Source organism: Anaerotignum propionicum DSM 1682 (assembly GCF_001561955.1).
GTDB classification, from domain to species: Bacteria; Bacillota; Clostridia; order Lachnospirales; family Anaerotignaceae; genus Chakrabartyella; species Chakrabartyella propionicum.
Map to the genome: position 1 here is coordinate 1,598,540 of NZ_CP014223.1, position 16,380 is coordinate 1,614,919.

Consider the following 16,380-nt stretch of genomic DNA (forward strand, 5'->3'; position numbering starts at 1 on the left):
TTCATTTATTAGAACCAGTAAAATTAAAATTGCAATGATTATTTACTTTTTTCATCCGAAACATCTATTGCGGAATAACAATTTTTCAATCACCATTACAAAGTTTGGGATCATCAAAACAAGCTAAGCTGATTCGTTTCGGGAATACCGTTTAAAACACCATTTTCCTTTAAAAGGTCTATGAGAGATCGACCCAAGGTGGTTCGGTTTTTCAACTCCTCTAAGGTATGGAACTCCCCTTCTTTCCTGCCTTCAACAATACTTTCAGCCGCAGTGGTACCTAAGCCCTGCAAGGAGTTAAAGGGAGGTATCATCCCGTCCTCTGTAATGATGAATTTTTTGCTATCCGATTTATAAAGATCAATGGGCAGGAAGTGAAACCCTCTGGCATAAAACTCAACGATAATTTCTAAAACAGTCATTTTATTTTTATCCTTGGCTGTTGCTTCCATTCCTTTTGCCTGAATCTCCTTGATTGCTTCTTTCGCCTTTTCCATCCCTTTACACATGGTTGCATAATCAAAATCATCACTGGCTCTTACTGTAAAGTATGCCGCATAATATGCCTCAGGATAGTGAATTTTAAAATAAGCAATGCGGAAAGCCATCATAACATAGGCAGCCGCATGGGCCTTAGGGAACATATACTTAATCTTTTGGCAAGATTCAATATACCAGTCGGGTACTTGAGAGGCTTTCATATCAGCAATGTCTTCCTCCGTCAAGCCCTTCCCTTTACGTACCTTCTCCATAATTTTAAACGATTTCTTTTTATCTACACCTTTATTTATCAGATAAATCATAATACTATCTCGAGTAGAAATGGTTTCTTTCAAAGTGATGGTGCCATTTTCGATTAAGGACTGAGCGTTGCCAAGCCATACATCAGTACCATGGGAAAGCCCTGAAATACGCAATAAATCAGCAAAAGACTTTGGTTTTGTATCCAAAAGCATGCCACGAACAAATTTTGTCCCGAACTCCGGTATGCCCAGTGTCCCTGTTTTACAATTGATATCCTCCTCCGTAACCCCCAAAGCATGTGGAGACTCAAACAGAGACATAGTCTCCGGATCACCAAGGGGTACCGTTTGTGGATTTACCCCGGTTAAATCGTAAAGCATACGAATTACCGTAGGATCGTCGTGCCCCAAAAGGTCAAGCTTCAGCAAACGTCCACTGATGGAATGATAATCAAAATGAGTTGTGGTAATTTTAGAGTTTACATCATTAGCAGGTCGCTGAATTGGGCAAAACTCGTATATACTATGGTCGTTGGGTACTACCATTAAACCTCCGGGATGCTGTCCTGTGGTTCTTTTTACTCCTGTACAACCCAATATCAAACGGTTTATTTCTGCATTATGCACCGTCTGTTGACGCTCATCAAAATATTTTTTTACAAAGCCATAGGCAGTTTTATCGGCAAGGGTACCAATGGTCCCTGCCTTAAAAACATGTCCTGTTCCAAAAAGCTCTTCTGTATAGGCATGGGCACTCTGCTGGTATTCCCCTGAAAAATTTAAGTCAATATCCGGTTCCTTATCTCCTTCAAATCCAAGAAAGGTTTGGAAGGGAATGTCATGTCCATCCTTATGAAGCTTTTCGCCGCAATTTGGACATACCTTATCCGGCATATCACACCCACAAGCTTCCTCCAATGCATAAGCCTTTACCGTTTCAGAATCAAAATCCGAATATTTGCAGTTTGGGCACACATAATGGGGAGGCAAGGAATTTACCTCTGTAATCCCCGCCATATTCGCCGCAAAAGAAGAACCTACCGAGCCACGGGAACCAACCAAATACCCATCCTCTACGGATTTCCATACCAGCTTTTGGGCAATGATATAAAGTACCGCATAACCATTACTGATGATAGAATTTAGTTCTGTTTCCAAACGGTCTTGAACGATGGGTGGTAAGGGCTCACCATATAAAGAATGGGCTTTATCCATACAAATACGTCTTAATTCATCATCCGCCCCTTCAATTTTAGGCGGGAAGGTTTCATCAGGTATGGGCTTGATTTTTTCAATACAATCGGCAATGCGATTTGTATTGGTGATAACCACTTCTCTTGCCTTTTCCTCCCCTAGATACTGAAATTCTTTCAACATCTCTTCCGTGGTACGAAAATATAAAGGTGGCTGGTTATCCGCATCGGAAAAACCTTCTGCCGCCATAATGATTTTTCGATAAACCTGATCATCAGGATCGATAAAATGAACATCGCAGGTAGCAACAACAGGTTTATGATATTTCTCTCCCAAGGAAACAATTTTTTGATTCATTTTCTTCAAATCTTCCACAGAACGTATGGATTCCACCCTTGGGGACTCAATCATAAAGTTGTTATTCCCTAGGGGTTGTATCTCCAAATAGTCATAAAGGCCTACAAGGTTTTCTATAACCTCTTTGGGTGCATTGTCTAATAGAGCTCGGTAAATCTCTCCTGCCTCACAGGCACTGCCTAAAATCAAACCTTCCCTTAGACGCAAAAGCTGACTTTTGGGAATACGGGGTCTTCGATAAAAATAATCAATATGGGACAAGGAAACCAATTCATATAAGTTCCGTAAGCCCGTATAATTTTGTACCAAAATAATAGCATGATGAGCACGGAGCTTTTTATAATTAACCGTTCGGCTGGAAAATATATTAATCTCATCCAGTGTAGAAACATTTTTTTCTGCCAACATATCAATAAATTTCAGAAACATTTCTGCTGTAGCCTCAGCATCGTTTACAGCTCTATGATGCCCCACCAGAGAAATATTCAAATGGTCACAAAGAATATTAAGCTTATGCTTATTCAGCTGGGGCAGTAAGGCTCTGGCCAGTTCCAGTGTATCTAAGACAGTATGCTCCACCTCAATTTGACAATATCTCTCCGCCGCAACCCGAATAAAACCCATATCAAAGCTGGCATTATGAGCCACCAAAACAGCATCCTTTGCGAATTCTAAAAATTCCGGCAATACTTCTTTTATTTTAGGAGCATCTGCAACCATTTCATCGGTAATGCCCGTTAGCTTTGTAATTTCTGCGGAAATGGGTTTTCCGGGATTCACAAAGGTACTGAATCGATCTATAATTTTTCCATCTTCTAATTTTACGGCACCAATTTCCGTAATCATTTCTGTTTCTCTGGAAAGCCCCGTTGTTTCAATATCAAAAACAACGAAGGTTTCGTTGAGCTTTTGTCCCCTAGACATGGTAACTACATTGCCAAGGTCATCCACCAAATATGCTTCCACACCGTAAATTACTTTTAAATCGGACTTGCCTGCGGCGTTCATGGCATCAGGAAAGGCCTGTACAACACCATGGTCAGTTATGGCAATTGCTTTATGTCCCCAATCTATAGCACGCTTTATATAATTTTTTACCGGAGTTACACCGTCCATGCTACTCATTTGGGTATGTAAATGGAGCTCTACTCTTTTCTCTTCCATCGTATCCATTCTGGTAGGGGGAGCTTGTGCAAGATTAATATTCTTTGCCATAATATTCATTTCTCGGGCATACTTATCAAATTGAACGTCACCTTGCACTCTTAAAAATGCGCCCATTTTAAAGCGATCCTGAAGCTCACCGTCATAAATACTTTTCTTTACAAAGAATTTGACTGTAGTTGAGTCTGTTTTATCTGTAATATCAAAGGAAATGATATATTTTTCTCCTTTAATCTCTCTGCTCTCCACATTGAAAATACTGCCTTCAATAACAACTGTTTCACCAATCATTTTACTTTCAGATATAGGTATTTTCGCCCCAACGCATTCTTTCCCAAATAAGATTCCCTTTTGAACAGAATCGGAAACACCCGCCGCCACGGCGGCTGACTTTTCTTGCTCTGCCGCCGTTTGCGCAGCAACTATTTTCTGAATAAACTCAGCGGCTCTTTCTTCCTTTGCCTGTTCAAATAATTTGGTTTCTTGTTCAGAAGTAATTGCATTTTTAAATTGGGTAAGAATCAATCGTCCGGTTTCTTTTTCAATCAACTTCTGTAATTCTATATCTAGCTTCTTTTGAGCCATAAAATATGCCATGTTATTTTTTACGTGGATATATAACTTGCCGTCTTTATATTTCCAAACTGCATCTGAAATAACACCAGAACATATTTTGCTTTGTTGAGAAATAAATTCTTTTATATTATCCCAATAGATGGATAAAAAATGCTCATCATCAATTTCATTTAATACATATTCTAAAGACAAGCGAACCTCTTTAATACCGGGAAGTGCTTGTCGTAGCTCCGTTTTTAATTGTTCTGATTCTTGTAAAGGGATCAGCTTAGGCGATACAATTTTTACATCCACAGAGCGATCTTTTTTATATATGGTTAACTTTTTTACTTCTGTATCGCAAAAAGTTTCTTTTACGCCCACAGACAAAGAAATCTTTTGAAATACTTGTTGAAAACTTTGTATTGTCACACTGTCCCTCCTTTCCAATTCCATTCCAATTAAAATCGTTCAATTTCTTCCATGAGAGCAGAAACCAACTCATGTTCCTTTACTTTTTTAATAATTTCGCCCTTTTTAAATAAAAGCCCCTCTCCTTTTCCCCCAGCGATACCAACATCGGCTTCTCTGGCTTCCCCAGGGCCATTTACCACACAGCCCATAACGGCAACTTTTAAGTTTTTATCAATGCCTCTACAAAGGCGTTCTACCTCATTGGCAATGGAAATCAAATCTATCTGCGTTCTTCCGCAGGTTGGGCAGGAAATCAGTTCGATGCCAAACTTTCGCAATCCAAGGCTTTTCAAAATCTCTTTTGCTGCACGAATCTCTTCAATAGGGTCACCTGTTAAGGAAACACGTAGGGTATCCCCTATTCCTGCCGCAAGAATTGCCCCTATGCCGACTGCGGACTTAATGGTGCCGCTATAAACCGTACCTGCCTCTGTAATCCCCACATGTATGGGATAGTCAATGGATTGGGAAAGCAGACTGTAAGCTTCCAAAGAAAACGGTACATCTGATGCTTTAATGGACACAATAATATTATGAAAATCATACTTTTCAAGAATGCGAACATGACGAAGTGCACTCTCCACCAAGCCTTGGGGAGTTACGCCACCATATTTCTCAATCAAATCTTTTTCCAGAGAGCCACTGTTTACACCAATACGAATGGGAATGTCCTTTTTCTTTGCCTTTTCCACCACTTGGCGAATGCGGCTTTCTTCCCCAATATTTCCGGGATTGATTCTAACTTTATCAATTCCCAATTCCATAACACGCAGAGCCAATTTATAATCAAAATGAATATCAGCAACCAAAGGAATATGTATATGTTTTTTTATCTCTTCCACAGCGTTGGCGGCTTCCATATCTAAAATTGCAACCCGAACCAGCTCGCAACCGGCTTCTTCCATCTGCAATATTTGTTTCACTGTTGCTGCCACATCCCGCGTATCTGTATTGCACATGGATTGTATGATGATGGGATTTCCACCGCCAATTTTCACGTTTCCCACTTGCACTTCTCTTGTCATTTTTCGCAACATATTTGCCACATCCTTTTTACTTGCACTATTAATATTTCATATTTTTATTTAAAAATAAACTTTTCATTATATATCTTATTTAAGCGTAAAAAACGCCCAAATGATAGTCATTTGAGCCATGTCTCATGAAAGTCCGTTTCTGAACTTTCAAAATGGAGGAATTTAATTCAAAAGCATACTCCGTGAAAAGAGAAAACAGGAGACCATAAATATCAAAACAGTCTCCCGTTTCTTCACCAGTTATCGCTTTTTAAAAATATGACTCTTTAACTATGCAAAAACCTTAACAATATCTCCATATAGAACAAAAACCATTAATCCCATTAAAAAGGCAAATCCAAGAAAATGTATTTTGCTTTCAAGATCGGGATTTAAAGGCCTTCTGCGGATTGCCTCAACCAGCAACAAAAGAATCCTTCCACCATCCAATGCTGGTATGGGGAAAAGATTAAGTACCCCTAAGTTGGCACTTAGCACAGCCCCAATATAAATTACATTTTGAACTGCTTCCTTTACGCCATAAGTCATACCGGCTTCATAGCTATCTCCAACCATCTTTACAATTGAAATGGGACCACCATACTCATCCTTGTCGGCGGTAAAGGTAAATACTCGTGCCAATCCCTCTGCGGTAAGCTTCACATAATTCAGCATAGAGTAGTAGCTGTAGTACATGGTATCAGATATTGAGATTTTACTATAACCCTCAACTGCTTCCGCAAATAAGCCCACATGAATTTCCGGTGCAAATCCAATTAAGTAACCTTTGCGCTGTGCATCATATTTAGGAGTCAACTTATAGGTATACACCTGATTATCTCTCATGACGTCCAATCGCAACTCTTCACCACCACTTTTATAAATCTGTGCTTCCAACTCATCATAAATATGAATACGCTTCCCATTAATTCTATACATTTCATCGCCGGCTTGCAAGCCAATTTCTTGGGCAGGCGTGCCCGGCAAAACCTCTTTGATTTTAGGAAAAGCCGTATACGAGGTTGATGTAAGCCCTATAATCATAATAAAAGCCAAAAGAAAATTCATAAACGGCCCTGCAAACATGACAATAAACCGAACGCCTACTGATTTATTCAGAAAAGACCTTGGGCCAATGGTACCGTCTTCTTCCTGATCCTGCATACGACAAAAACCACCTAAGGGTAAAAGCCGAATGCTAAATTCTGTTTCTCCCATTTGGCGTGAAAATATTTTTGTGCCCATGCCGATGGAAAATTCTTCAACCAAAATACCACTTTTCTTTGCGGCAATAAAATGCCCAAATTCATGTGCAATTACAAGTACACCAATTAAAATCAGCGAAATCAAAATGGAGAACAAGCTCCTGCCTCCTTTCGTTTACCGGAAATCCACACCTGTGGCAAAGTTTTTTGCCCAGTCATCTGCTTCCAATAAATCTTCTAATGTGTAATCATACTTCACAGTATATGCATTCATAGTCAGTTCTATCAGTTCAGGAATTTGTAAAAAAGATATTTTACCATTTAAAAATTTATCTACTGCTATTTCATTTGCACCATTTAAAACTGCTGGTAATGTTCCCCCAATTTCCAGAGCTCGGTATGCTAATTCCAGACACCGAAAGGTTTTCATATCAGGCTTTTCAAAGGTCAGTGTATTTCTCTGGGTAAAATCCACCTTTGGAAAAGGGCTTTTTTTTCTTTTGGGATATGTTAGTGCATATTGAATAGGCACCTTCATATCCGGCTCTCCCATCTGTGCAATAATTGCACCATCCTCATACTCCACTGCGGAATGCATAATACTTTGGGGATGCACCAGCACCTCAATTTGGTTTGCCGATACATCAAAAAGCCATTTTGCCTCCATTACCTCTAACCCTTTGTTCATCAGCGTAGCAGAATCAATTGTGATTTTTCTACCCATAGACCAGTTGGGATGTTTTAAAGCATCAGCAGCGCTAACATGCATCAATTCATCCTTTTTCTTCCCACGGAATGGACCACCTGATGCCGTCAACAAAATGCGGCGAATGGGGTTATCTTCATTCCCTTGTAAGGATTGAAAAATTGCAGAATGCTCACTATCCACAGGATAAATGGAAATGCCTTTTTTCTTGGCCAAATCCATTACCAGTTGGCCTGCGGAAACAAGGGTTTCTTTATTTGCCAAAGCAATGTTTTTTCCGGCAGAAATAGCATCAAAAGTAGGTTTTAAACCTACATTTCCAACAACAGAGGTAACGACAGTATCAACACTATCTAATGTTGCAACAGAAATCAGCCCTTCCATACCACTTAAAACCTTGATTTTGGTATCACGCAGACGGCCTTGAAGGATTTTTCCGCGGTTTTCATCCATAACGGCAACATAACGGGGCTGAAATTTTCTTGCTTGTTTCTCAAGTAAATCAATATTATGGTTCCCCGAAATTCCTGAAACTTTGATGTCACCTATATTCTCAATTACTTCCAAGGTTTGTGTACCAATGGAACCTGTTGAGCCTAAAATTGAAATTTCTCTCATACTTAGATACCTCTTTATGGTTTTGCTTTAATTAAGAAGAACATAATATAATACAAGGCGGGAGCAGTTAATATTACACTATCAAAGCGATCTAATACACCACCGTGACCGGGTATTAATTTCCCAAAATCCTTGATTCCGTTTATTCTTTTCATGGCTGAGGCTGCCAAATCGCCAATTTGTGCTAAAAAGGAGCCGAAAAAACCTGCTAAACCACATAGCAACAGCAAATTCACATCCTCAAACACCACCACATTTCCGATCCATAGACCATATGCCAAAGAAAGCAAGGTTGCAGTTAGAATGCCGCCGATTGCCCCTTCTATTGTTTTTTTGGGACTTAAGGACGGGATTAGTTTGTGCTTTCCAAAATTAACTCCAATGAAATATGCCCCTGTGTCACAGCCAAAAGCTGCAATAAATGCAAGCCAAACCAATTGTTGTCCATATGCAAATTCTCTAATTAAATAAATATGAGACAAAAGGAAGAACGCATAAAAAAATCCAAAAAAACCTGTCATGCCCTGCAAAGCATTTGTTTTATCATGACATACCACTGTGTAAACCAATAATACCACTAGGAAAAAAGAAACAAAAATATTAAAATAATTATTCTCGTTTATAATTTGCTCCATAAAAAGACCATAGTATAATGCAAAAACATATCCAATGATGTGCAATCCTGCATTCTCTTTGGAGAAAGCACGATAAAACTCATGCATGCCAATCAGACCTAAAATAATAACTGAGGCTTTTAACCAAAAACCACCAGATGCAACAACAAATATTAGAAACGGTAAAAGGGCTACTGCGGAAATGATTCTAGTTTTCAATGAAAAATCACCTCAATTCATCTTCCGCCGAAGCGGCGTTCTCTATTCTGATAATAGTAAATTGCCTCTAACAAGTCCTTTTTATTAAAATCAGGCCATAACACATCGGAAAAATAAAATTCTGAATATGCAATCTGCCACAAAAGAAAATTACTGATCCGTTCCTCACCGCTTGTGCGAATGAGCAGTTCTGGGTCAGGTATGCCGGCAGTATCGAGATTTTCTTCTATTGTTTCTTCTGTGATATCTGGTAGAGAAATTTGTCCATTCAATGCTTTCTCTGTAATCTTTTGAACACTGCGCAAAAGTTCATCTCTTCCGCCATAATTTAAAGCGATATGAACCGTCATGCCGTCTTTTTCTCTGGATTTTTCTTCAACCTCTTGTATTTGTTCTTGAATATCCTTGTCCAAACGAGAGATATCTCCTATTATATGCATCCTTACATTATCTTTTAAAAAGCGTTGAAAGGAGTTTTTTAAATAATGGCGCATTAAATCCATAATGGCGTTCACTTCCTCATCGGAACGCTTCCAATTTTCCGTAGAAAAAGCATAAACTGTGATATGCTGGATTCCTAAGTCCTTTGCATCAGTAATCAAGCGCTCAAATGCCTCTGCTCCTGCCTTATGCCCTGCTTTTCTGGGCAAAGCTCTTTTAGCTGCCCATCGACCATTCCCATCCATAATAATCGCAATATGCTTGGGTAAGCGTGTCATATCGATGGATACAGCTTTTTCCTTCTTTTGAAAAAACATAATTTCCTCCGTGTAACAAAGTAACAAAGCCCCTCTTATTACCAGAGGGGCGGATTATATATTTTATACCGCAAGGATGTCTTTGCACTTTTCGTCGCATTTTCTATCAATATCTGCAACAAATTTATCTGTCAGTTTCTGTGTTTTATCTTCCAGATCCTTTAATTCGTCCTCGGTAATTTCCTTTTTCTTTTCAATTTTCTTGAAAGCATCCATTGCATCTCTTCTAATGTTTCGAATTGCAACTTTTGAGTTTTCAGCTTTCTTTTTCACTTCTTTTGTCAGTTCTTTTCTTCTATCCTCTGTTAATTCAGGGAAAACCAAACGGATTACCTTACCGTCATTGTTGGGGTTGATGCCCAAATCTGACGCATTGATTGCTTTTTCAATCAATTTCAGGGTGCTGCTGTCCCAAGGCTGAATCTGAATGATACGTGCTTCTGGAACAGTTATATTTCCCACCTGATTGATCGGTGTAGGCGTACCATAATATTCAACTGAGATTTTATCAAGGACATGGGGGTTTGCACGGCCTGCGCGGATGGTTGCATAATCGCTCATCAAAGCTGCAACGGTTTTTTCCATTTTTTCTTCAAAAGGTTTCATTAATTCTGATGCCATAGCATTTGCCTCCTATGATTATTCTATCAAGAAACTGTAACAACTGTACCAATTTTTTCTCCGCTTACCGCACGGATAATACTTTTCTCTTCATTCAAACCAAAAATAACAACGGGAATTTTTCGCTCAAAGCAAAGATTGGCTGCCGCCATGTCAATTACCTTAAGATTATTTTTGACAATTTCTTCCGATTTAATTACATCTATTTTTTTTGCATTGACGTTCACCGCAGGGTCGTCATCATAGACGCCATCGATATTCTTTGCAAAAAATAACCCATCTACATCAAGCTCGGCCCCTCTTAAGGCTGTAATTGTATCTGTTGAGAAGAATGGATGCCCAAGCCCAGCTGCAAAAATCAGTACCTCGCCCTTTTCCAGTCGTGCCAATGCAGCATCCTTAGAAAAAAGCTCTGTCATGGTACCAAAAGGAATGGGTGTTTGAACGGTTGCTGATACATCGTTTTGTCTGAAAGCATCTGCCAAATAAATAGCATTCATTACCGTAGCCAACATCCCAATTTGGTCAGCTTTCGTTCGATCCATCCCTGAAGTAGCACTTCTGCCACGCCAAAAATTGCCGCCGCCCACAACGAGACATACCTGGGTGCCCCTGTTTATGACTTCTTTAATCTGAGACACCAAGCCCCAAATAATGCGATCATCAAAAGTGACGCCTTCTTTATCACCAGCCAGAGCCTCGCCGCTTAATTTCAGGACAATTCTCTTATACATTGTAACAGCCTCCTTACCATTCTAATGTATCACAATCTAACTAAAATTACCACATTTTTTACAAAAGTAAAAAACATTTCATAATTTCCGAAAAAAAGAAACGCCAGAATTTGGCGTTTCTTTTCAATTTTATCGTGTTTGACAAAAACAACCACAATACGTACCCATCACTAAATGCAGCATGGGTACTTGAAGGCATCTTACACTAACGCAGCTTTTGCAACTTCATCAGCAAAGTTTTCTTCTTTTTTCTCTAAACCTTCGCCTGTTTCGAAACGAACGTAACGTGCTACTTGGATAGGAGCGCCTACTACTTTCGCTACGGAATCAATATATTTTTGAACTGTTAGGTCGCCATCTTTTACATAAGGCTGTTCAACCAAACACATTTCCTTTAATTCCTTTTTCATTCTGCCTTCAATCATCTTTGCAATAATCTGATCAGGCTTGCTTGCATTTTTAGGATCATTTTTTGCCTGCTGTGTTAAAATTTCTGTTTCTTTTTCAATAAAATCAGAAGGAACATCATTTTCAGTGATGAATTTAGGGTTTAATGCTGCAATCTGCATTGCAATGTTTTTTCCTAATTCTTCCAATTCTTCACTTTCATTTTCGCAAGCCAATTCAATCATAACGCCGATTCTGCCGCCGCCGTGAATATAGGAAACCAATTTGCCGGACTGTGTTTTTTCAAATTTCTCAAAACGTCTGATGTTAAGGTTTTCACCAATAATTGCAACCTGCTGGCTCAAAGCATCTTTTACTGTGAACTGAGGATCCAAATCCCATTTTTCTTCAAAGAATGCATCCATATCAGCTGCTGTAGACTTGGAAGCCTGTTTTGCAACTGCAGCAACATAATCTTTGAAAATCTGGTTCTTTGCAACGAAGTCTGTTTCGGAGTTTACTTCAATAATTGTACCGATTTTGTTGTCATCGCTTAAATAAATATCTACAATGCCTTCAGAAGCAATACGTCCAGCTTTCTTTGCGGAAGCGGCAAGACCTTTTTCTCTTAAAAGCTCTACTGCCTTTTCCATATCGCCATCTGTTTCTGCCAGCGCTTTTTTACAATCCATCATGCCTACGCCTGTAGTTTCTCTCAATTCCTTAACCATTGCTGCTGTAATAGCCATGTTTTTTTCCCTCCGTATTTTCTTCTATAATATGAAAAGAGCTCCAGCCCGTAAGTTGGCTGAAGCTCGGGCAAATGCCTTGTAAATAACTTATTCAGCTACTGTTTCTTCAACAGCTGGCGCTTCCTGCTCACCCTGCTTGGATTCCAAAACAGCGTCTGCAACTTTGGAAGCAATCAGCTTTACTGCACGGATTGCATCATCGTTACCGGGAATAACATAATCGATTTCATCAGGATCACAGTTTGTATCAACGATAGCAACAATAGGGATACCCAAATTGTGTGCTTCCTGAACTGCAATTCTTTCTTTTCTTGTATCAACAATAAAGAGCATGTCAGGCACTTTCTTCATGTTTTTGATACCGCCAAGGTTTTTTTCCAGCTTATCCATCTCGTGTAACAAAGCTGCAACTTCCTTCTTAGGCAGTACTTCAAAAATGCCGTCAGCCTGCATTTTCTCTAATTCTTTCAATCTTGCAATTCTTGTTTTGATTGTTGTGAAGTTTGTCAACATACCACCCAACCATCTCTGGTTAACATAGTACATACCGCATCTTTCAGCTTCTTCCTTCAAGCATTCCTGAGCCTGCTTCTTTGTACCAACAAACAAAATTTCGCCACCGTCTGCAATAGTTTTGCAAACTTCTGCATAAGCCTCATCAACCTTTTTTACAGTTTTCTGTAAGTCGATGATATAAATGCCGTTTCTTTCTGCGAAGATGTATTCCGCCATTTTGGGGTTCCATCTTCTTGTCTGATGTCCAAAATGAACACCTGCTTCTAATAATTGTTTCATTGAAATTACGCTCATAGCGCACCTCCTGTGGTTTGTCCTCCGCATCATTTTCCAGAAGAGACCGACCCTGTCGGCACCGTTCCTCTGGCAACAGATACGTGCGTTTTAAAGTTACCTTTGGGATTATATCATAGACAAATATAAAAAACAACCATTATTACCAAAGTTTTTCTAACTTTTTGTAAAATGGTTGTTTTTCTATTTTTTATTCCCCGTCAGCGGGCTTTTCCTTTATATAACCACACTTCTCATTGGAACAAACAATTTTCACATTTTTACGACCCTTTTCAACCATAAAGCTTCCGCAAACAGGACATTTTTCCCCTGTTGGTTTATTCCAAGACATGAAGCCGCATTCAGGATTATTTTCGCATCCGTAATAAATACGACCCTTTTTAGTCTTTCTGATCAGAACCTTTCCCCCACACTCGGGACAGTTTACCCCAGCTTCTTCAAAGAAAGGTTTTGTATTCTGGCATTCAGGAAAACCTGGGCAAGCCAAGAACTTTCCATATCGTCCATATTTAATCACCATGTTTTTTCCGCATTTTTCGCAGATGACATCGCTCACTTCGTCTTTAATTTCTACCTTTGCCAGCTTTTCTCTTGCATCCTGTACACAATCTTGGAAGGCAGGATAAAAATCACGGATAACCTGTTTCCATTCTTCATGGCCGTTTTCCACTTCATCCAAGCGCTTTTCCATGTTTGCAGTAAAATCAACATCGACGATATCTGAGAAATAGCCTTTCATAATATCGTTTACTGCTTCACCAAGCTCTGTAGGATAGAGGTTTTTCGCCTCTTTGATTACATAATGGCGTGCCAAAATTGTGGTAAGGGTCGGGGCATAGGTACTGGGTCGACCAACGCCGATTTCCTCCAGCATCTTGATTAAAGAAGCATCGGTAAACCTGGCTGGAGGCTGGGTGAAATGCTGCTCAGGCAAAAGTGTTTCTACCTTTAAAATATCTCCCTTTTCTAAAAGAGGAATCATTTTTTCATCTTCATCCTCACCTTTATTATAAGCCTCCAAAAAGCCTTTAAATTTCAAGCTTGAACCGGAACTTCTAAAGCTGTATTCCCCTGCTTGCATTTTCACTGAAAGGGTATCATACACAGCAGGGCTCATTTGACTGGCAACAAAGCGTTCCCATATCAATTTGTATAATCGAAATTGATCCTTTGATAAGGATTCCTTGATACTATCCGGTGTACGCAATACTTCTGTGGGTCGAATGGCCTCATGGGCATCTTGGGTCTTTCCTTTGGATTTATAAATAACTCGTTCCGGGTTTACAAACTTTTCGCCATACTCTTCCTTTATAAATGCTACAACTGATGAATATGCTTCATCAGAAATACGGAAGGAGTCTGTACGAATATAAGAAACCAAACCCACGGTGCCTTCCCCTTTGATATTGATACCTTCATATAACTGCTGGGCAATCATCATGGTTTTTTGTGTTGCCATATTCAAATGCTTGCTGGCTTCCTGCTGTAAGGTACTGGTGGTGAAGGGAGCCACAGGCTTTTTCTGGCGCACGCCTGTTTTTACGTCTGTAACCAGAAAATCTTGCCCTTCCACGCCTTTTACAACTTCATCTGTGATTTCGCCATCAGGCAATTCCATCTTTGTGTCGCCTTTGCCATAAAACTTTGCATCCAAATGCTTGGCATTTTTATCTGAAAGCTTTGCTGTCAAAGACCAATATTCCGTAGGAATAAAAGCTAAGATTTCCTCTTCCCGGTCGCAAATAATACGCAGTGCCACTGACTGCACACGTCCGCCGGAAAGACCTTTTTTTACCTTTTGCCATAGCAAGTCGCTGATTGTGTAGCCTACAACACGATCCAGCACACGTCTTGCCTGCTGAGCATTCACCAAATCCATATCAATTTCTCTGGCTTCTGTAATGGAACGTTTTACAGCCGTTTTGGTAATTTCATTAAACGTAATACGGCTGATGTCCTTATCTTCTCCAAGATTTAACGCATGAACCAAGTGCCAGCTAATGGCTTCACCTTCACGGTCAGGGTCAGTTGCCAGGAACACTTTATCCGCACTTTTCGCATCTCTGCGCAGTTTGCTTAATAAATCCCCTTTCCCCCGAATTGTAATATATTTTGGTTCAAAGTCATTATCTACATCTATGCCCAATTGGCTTTTGGGCAAATCTCGGATATGCCCCATGGATGCTTCTATTTTATAACTGCTGCCAAGAAACTTGCCAATAGTGGTGGCCTTAGCAGGGGACTCTACAATCACCAGATATTTTTTTGACGCTTTTGCCCCCTTAGCGGTGGACTTTGTTGTTTTATTCTTTTTTTCAGCGATCTCTTTTGTCATACTTCACCTCAAATTAACCTTCCCTGATATATCCCGCTTGAGGAATTTTTCGTACATAACCTGAAATTTCCAACAAGGAAAGTATATACTGCACTTCCTGTATATTTTTATGCAGTTTCCTGCAAATGGTTTCTGCTAAAACAGGTTCTTTATCAAGAATCTGTTCATAAATTTCTTTTTCTTCCTCCGAAAGTTTAACAGCCATTTGCTTGGAAAAAGCCTGTTTTTCATATTCTTTATAAGTAATTCCCAATTCAAACAAAATATCATTGCTTTCTGTTACAACAGGACAGCCTTGTTTGATTAAATTATTCGTACCTTCGCTTAAAGCACTGGTAATATTTCCGGGAACAACAAATACTTCTCTTCCACTTTCCAATGCAATATCCGCTGTAATTAGCGTTCCGCTTTTTTTTCCTGCCTCTACAACCACCACAATTTTCGACAAACCGCTGATGATTCGATTTCGATTGGGAAAATGATGGGGTGCCGGTTCAGTACCTGGGGGATACTCGGAAATCAAACAGCCATTTTTTGCAATGCTTTCCATCAGCTCTCGATTTTCAGCAGGGTAACAGATGTCTACGCCACATCCCAGCACTGCGATGGTTTGCCCTCCACCGTCCAATACTCCTTTATGAGCCATGGCATCAATACCTTTAGCCATGCCACTTACGACAGTAATGTTTGCCTTGCCCAAGTCCTTGGCAATCTGATAGGTCACACTAGCTCCATAGCGAGAACAACGCCTTGCCCCTACCAATGATACTTTATCAATCGCATCATCAGGCAGTGTGCCTTTCACATAAATTCCAATGGGAGGATTATAAATTTCCTTTAGCAAACTTGGATATAACGGATGCAAGAAAGAATAGAACTGTATCTCTTTTTTCTCCAGCTCTTCAATCCATGAATTCAGTTTATCTTCATCCCTTCCAAAGAGTATTGCATCGATGGTTTTTTCAGGGATTCCTTTCACATTGATGAGCTGCATGCGATGGGCATTCCAAACTGCTTCGGCACTTTGAAAATATTCCAAAAGCAAATGAATACGTTTGATTCCAATCCCTTCCATTCTTGAAAGCCACATCAAATAGTATTCTTCCATGCTAGCACAC

General features: G+C 39.7%; 12 protein-coding genes. All 12 read right to left on the reverse strand.

Annotation, left to right across the window (positions count from 1 at the left end; genetic code table 11):
• Nucleotides 1–113 precede the first annotated feature (113 nt).
• The gene (locus CPRO_RS07565) at nt 114–4,445 is read right to left on the reverse strand and encodes a PolC-type DNA polymerase III (protein WP_236782324.1); all 4,332 of its coding nucleotides are present in this window, start codon (nt 4,443–4,445) and stop codon (nt 114–116) included.
• A gap of 29 nt (nt 4,446–4,474) precedes the next feature.
• Entirely contained in the window at nt 4,475–5,533 is a 1,059-nt protein-coding gene (gene ispG, locus CPRO_RS07570) for a flavodoxin-dependent (E)-4-hydroxy-3-methylbut-2-enyl-diphosphate synthase (protein ID WP_072743576.1), read from the reverse strand.
• A 261-nt stretch (nt 5,534–5,794) separates the two neighbouring features.
• Entirely contained in the window at nt 5,795–6,865 is a 1,071-nt protein-coding gene (locus CPRO_RS07575) for a M50 family metallopeptidase (RefSeq protein WP_082754278.1), read from the reverse strand.
• Between the two features lie 18 nt (nt 6,866–6,883).
• Nucleotides 6,884–8,032 carry a 1-deoxy-D-xylulose-5-phosphate reductoisomerase gene (locus CPRO_RS07580; protein WP_066049883.1) on the reverse strand — a complete coding sequence of 383 codons (1,149 nt, stop codon included), beginning with the start codon at nt 8,030–8,032 and terminating at the stop codon, nt 6,884–6,886.
• Between the two features lie 14 nt (nt 8,033–8,046).
• On the reverse strand, nt 8,047–8,865 hold the full coding sequence (locus CPRO_RS07585) for a phosphatidate cytidylyltransferase (RefSeq protein ID WP_066049886.1): 819 nt from the start codon (nt 8,863–8,865) through the stop codon (nt 8,047–8,049).
• 17 nt (nt 8,866–8,882) lie between these two features.
• Nucleotides 8,883–9,623 (reverse strand): isoprenyl transferase, encoded by a 741-nt coding sequence (locus CPRO_RS07590; protein ID WP_082754279.1) that lies wholly within the window; start codon nt 9,621–9,623, stop codon nt 8,883–8,885.
• Nucleotides 9,624–9,686: 63 nt separating this feature from the next.
• A complete protein-coding gene (frr, locus tag CPRO_RS07595) occupies nt 9,687–10,244 on the reverse strand; it encodes a ribosome recycling factor (protein ID WP_066049889.1) in 558 nt (185 codons plus the stop codon).
• Between the two features lie 26 nt (nt 10,245–10,270).
• Nucleotides 10,271–10,978: a UMP kinase gene (pyrH, locus tag CPRO_RS07600; RefSeq protein WP_066049892.1), complete on the reverse strand. Its 708-nt coding sequence runs from the start codon at nt 10,976–10,978 to the stop codon at nt 10,271–10,273.
• A 200-nt stretch (nt 10,979–11,178) separates the two neighbouring features.
• On the reverse strand, nt 11,179–12,114 hold the full coding sequence (gene tsf, locus CPRO_RS07605) for a translation elongation factor Ts (protein WP_066049894.1): 936 nt from the start codon (nt 12,112–12,114) through the stop codon (nt 11,179–11,181).
• Between the two features lie 90 nt (nt 12,115–12,204).
• Nucleotides 12,205–12,927, reverse strand: coding sequence for a 30S ribosomal protein S2 (gene rpsB, locus CPRO_RS07610; protein WP_066049897.1), 723 nt, complete (start codon nt 12,925–12,927; stop codon nt 12,205–12,207).
• Between the two features lie 190 nt (nt 12,928–13,117).
• Entirely contained in the window at nt 13,118–15,262 is a 2,145-nt protein-coding gene (topA, locus tag CPRO_RS07615; RefSeq protein ID WP_082754280.1) for a type I DNA topoisomerase, read from the reverse strand.
• A gap of 13 nt (nt 15,263–15,275) precedes the next feature.
• Nucleotides 15,276–16,370 carry a DNA-processing protein DprA gene (dprA, locus tag CPRO_RS07620; RefSeq protein ID WP_066049901.1) on the reverse strand — a complete coding sequence of 365 codons (1,095 nt, stop codon included), beginning with the start codon at nt 16,368–16,370 and terminating at the stop codon, nt 15,276–15,278.
• Between the last annotated feature and the right edge of the window lie 10 nt (nt 16,371–16,380).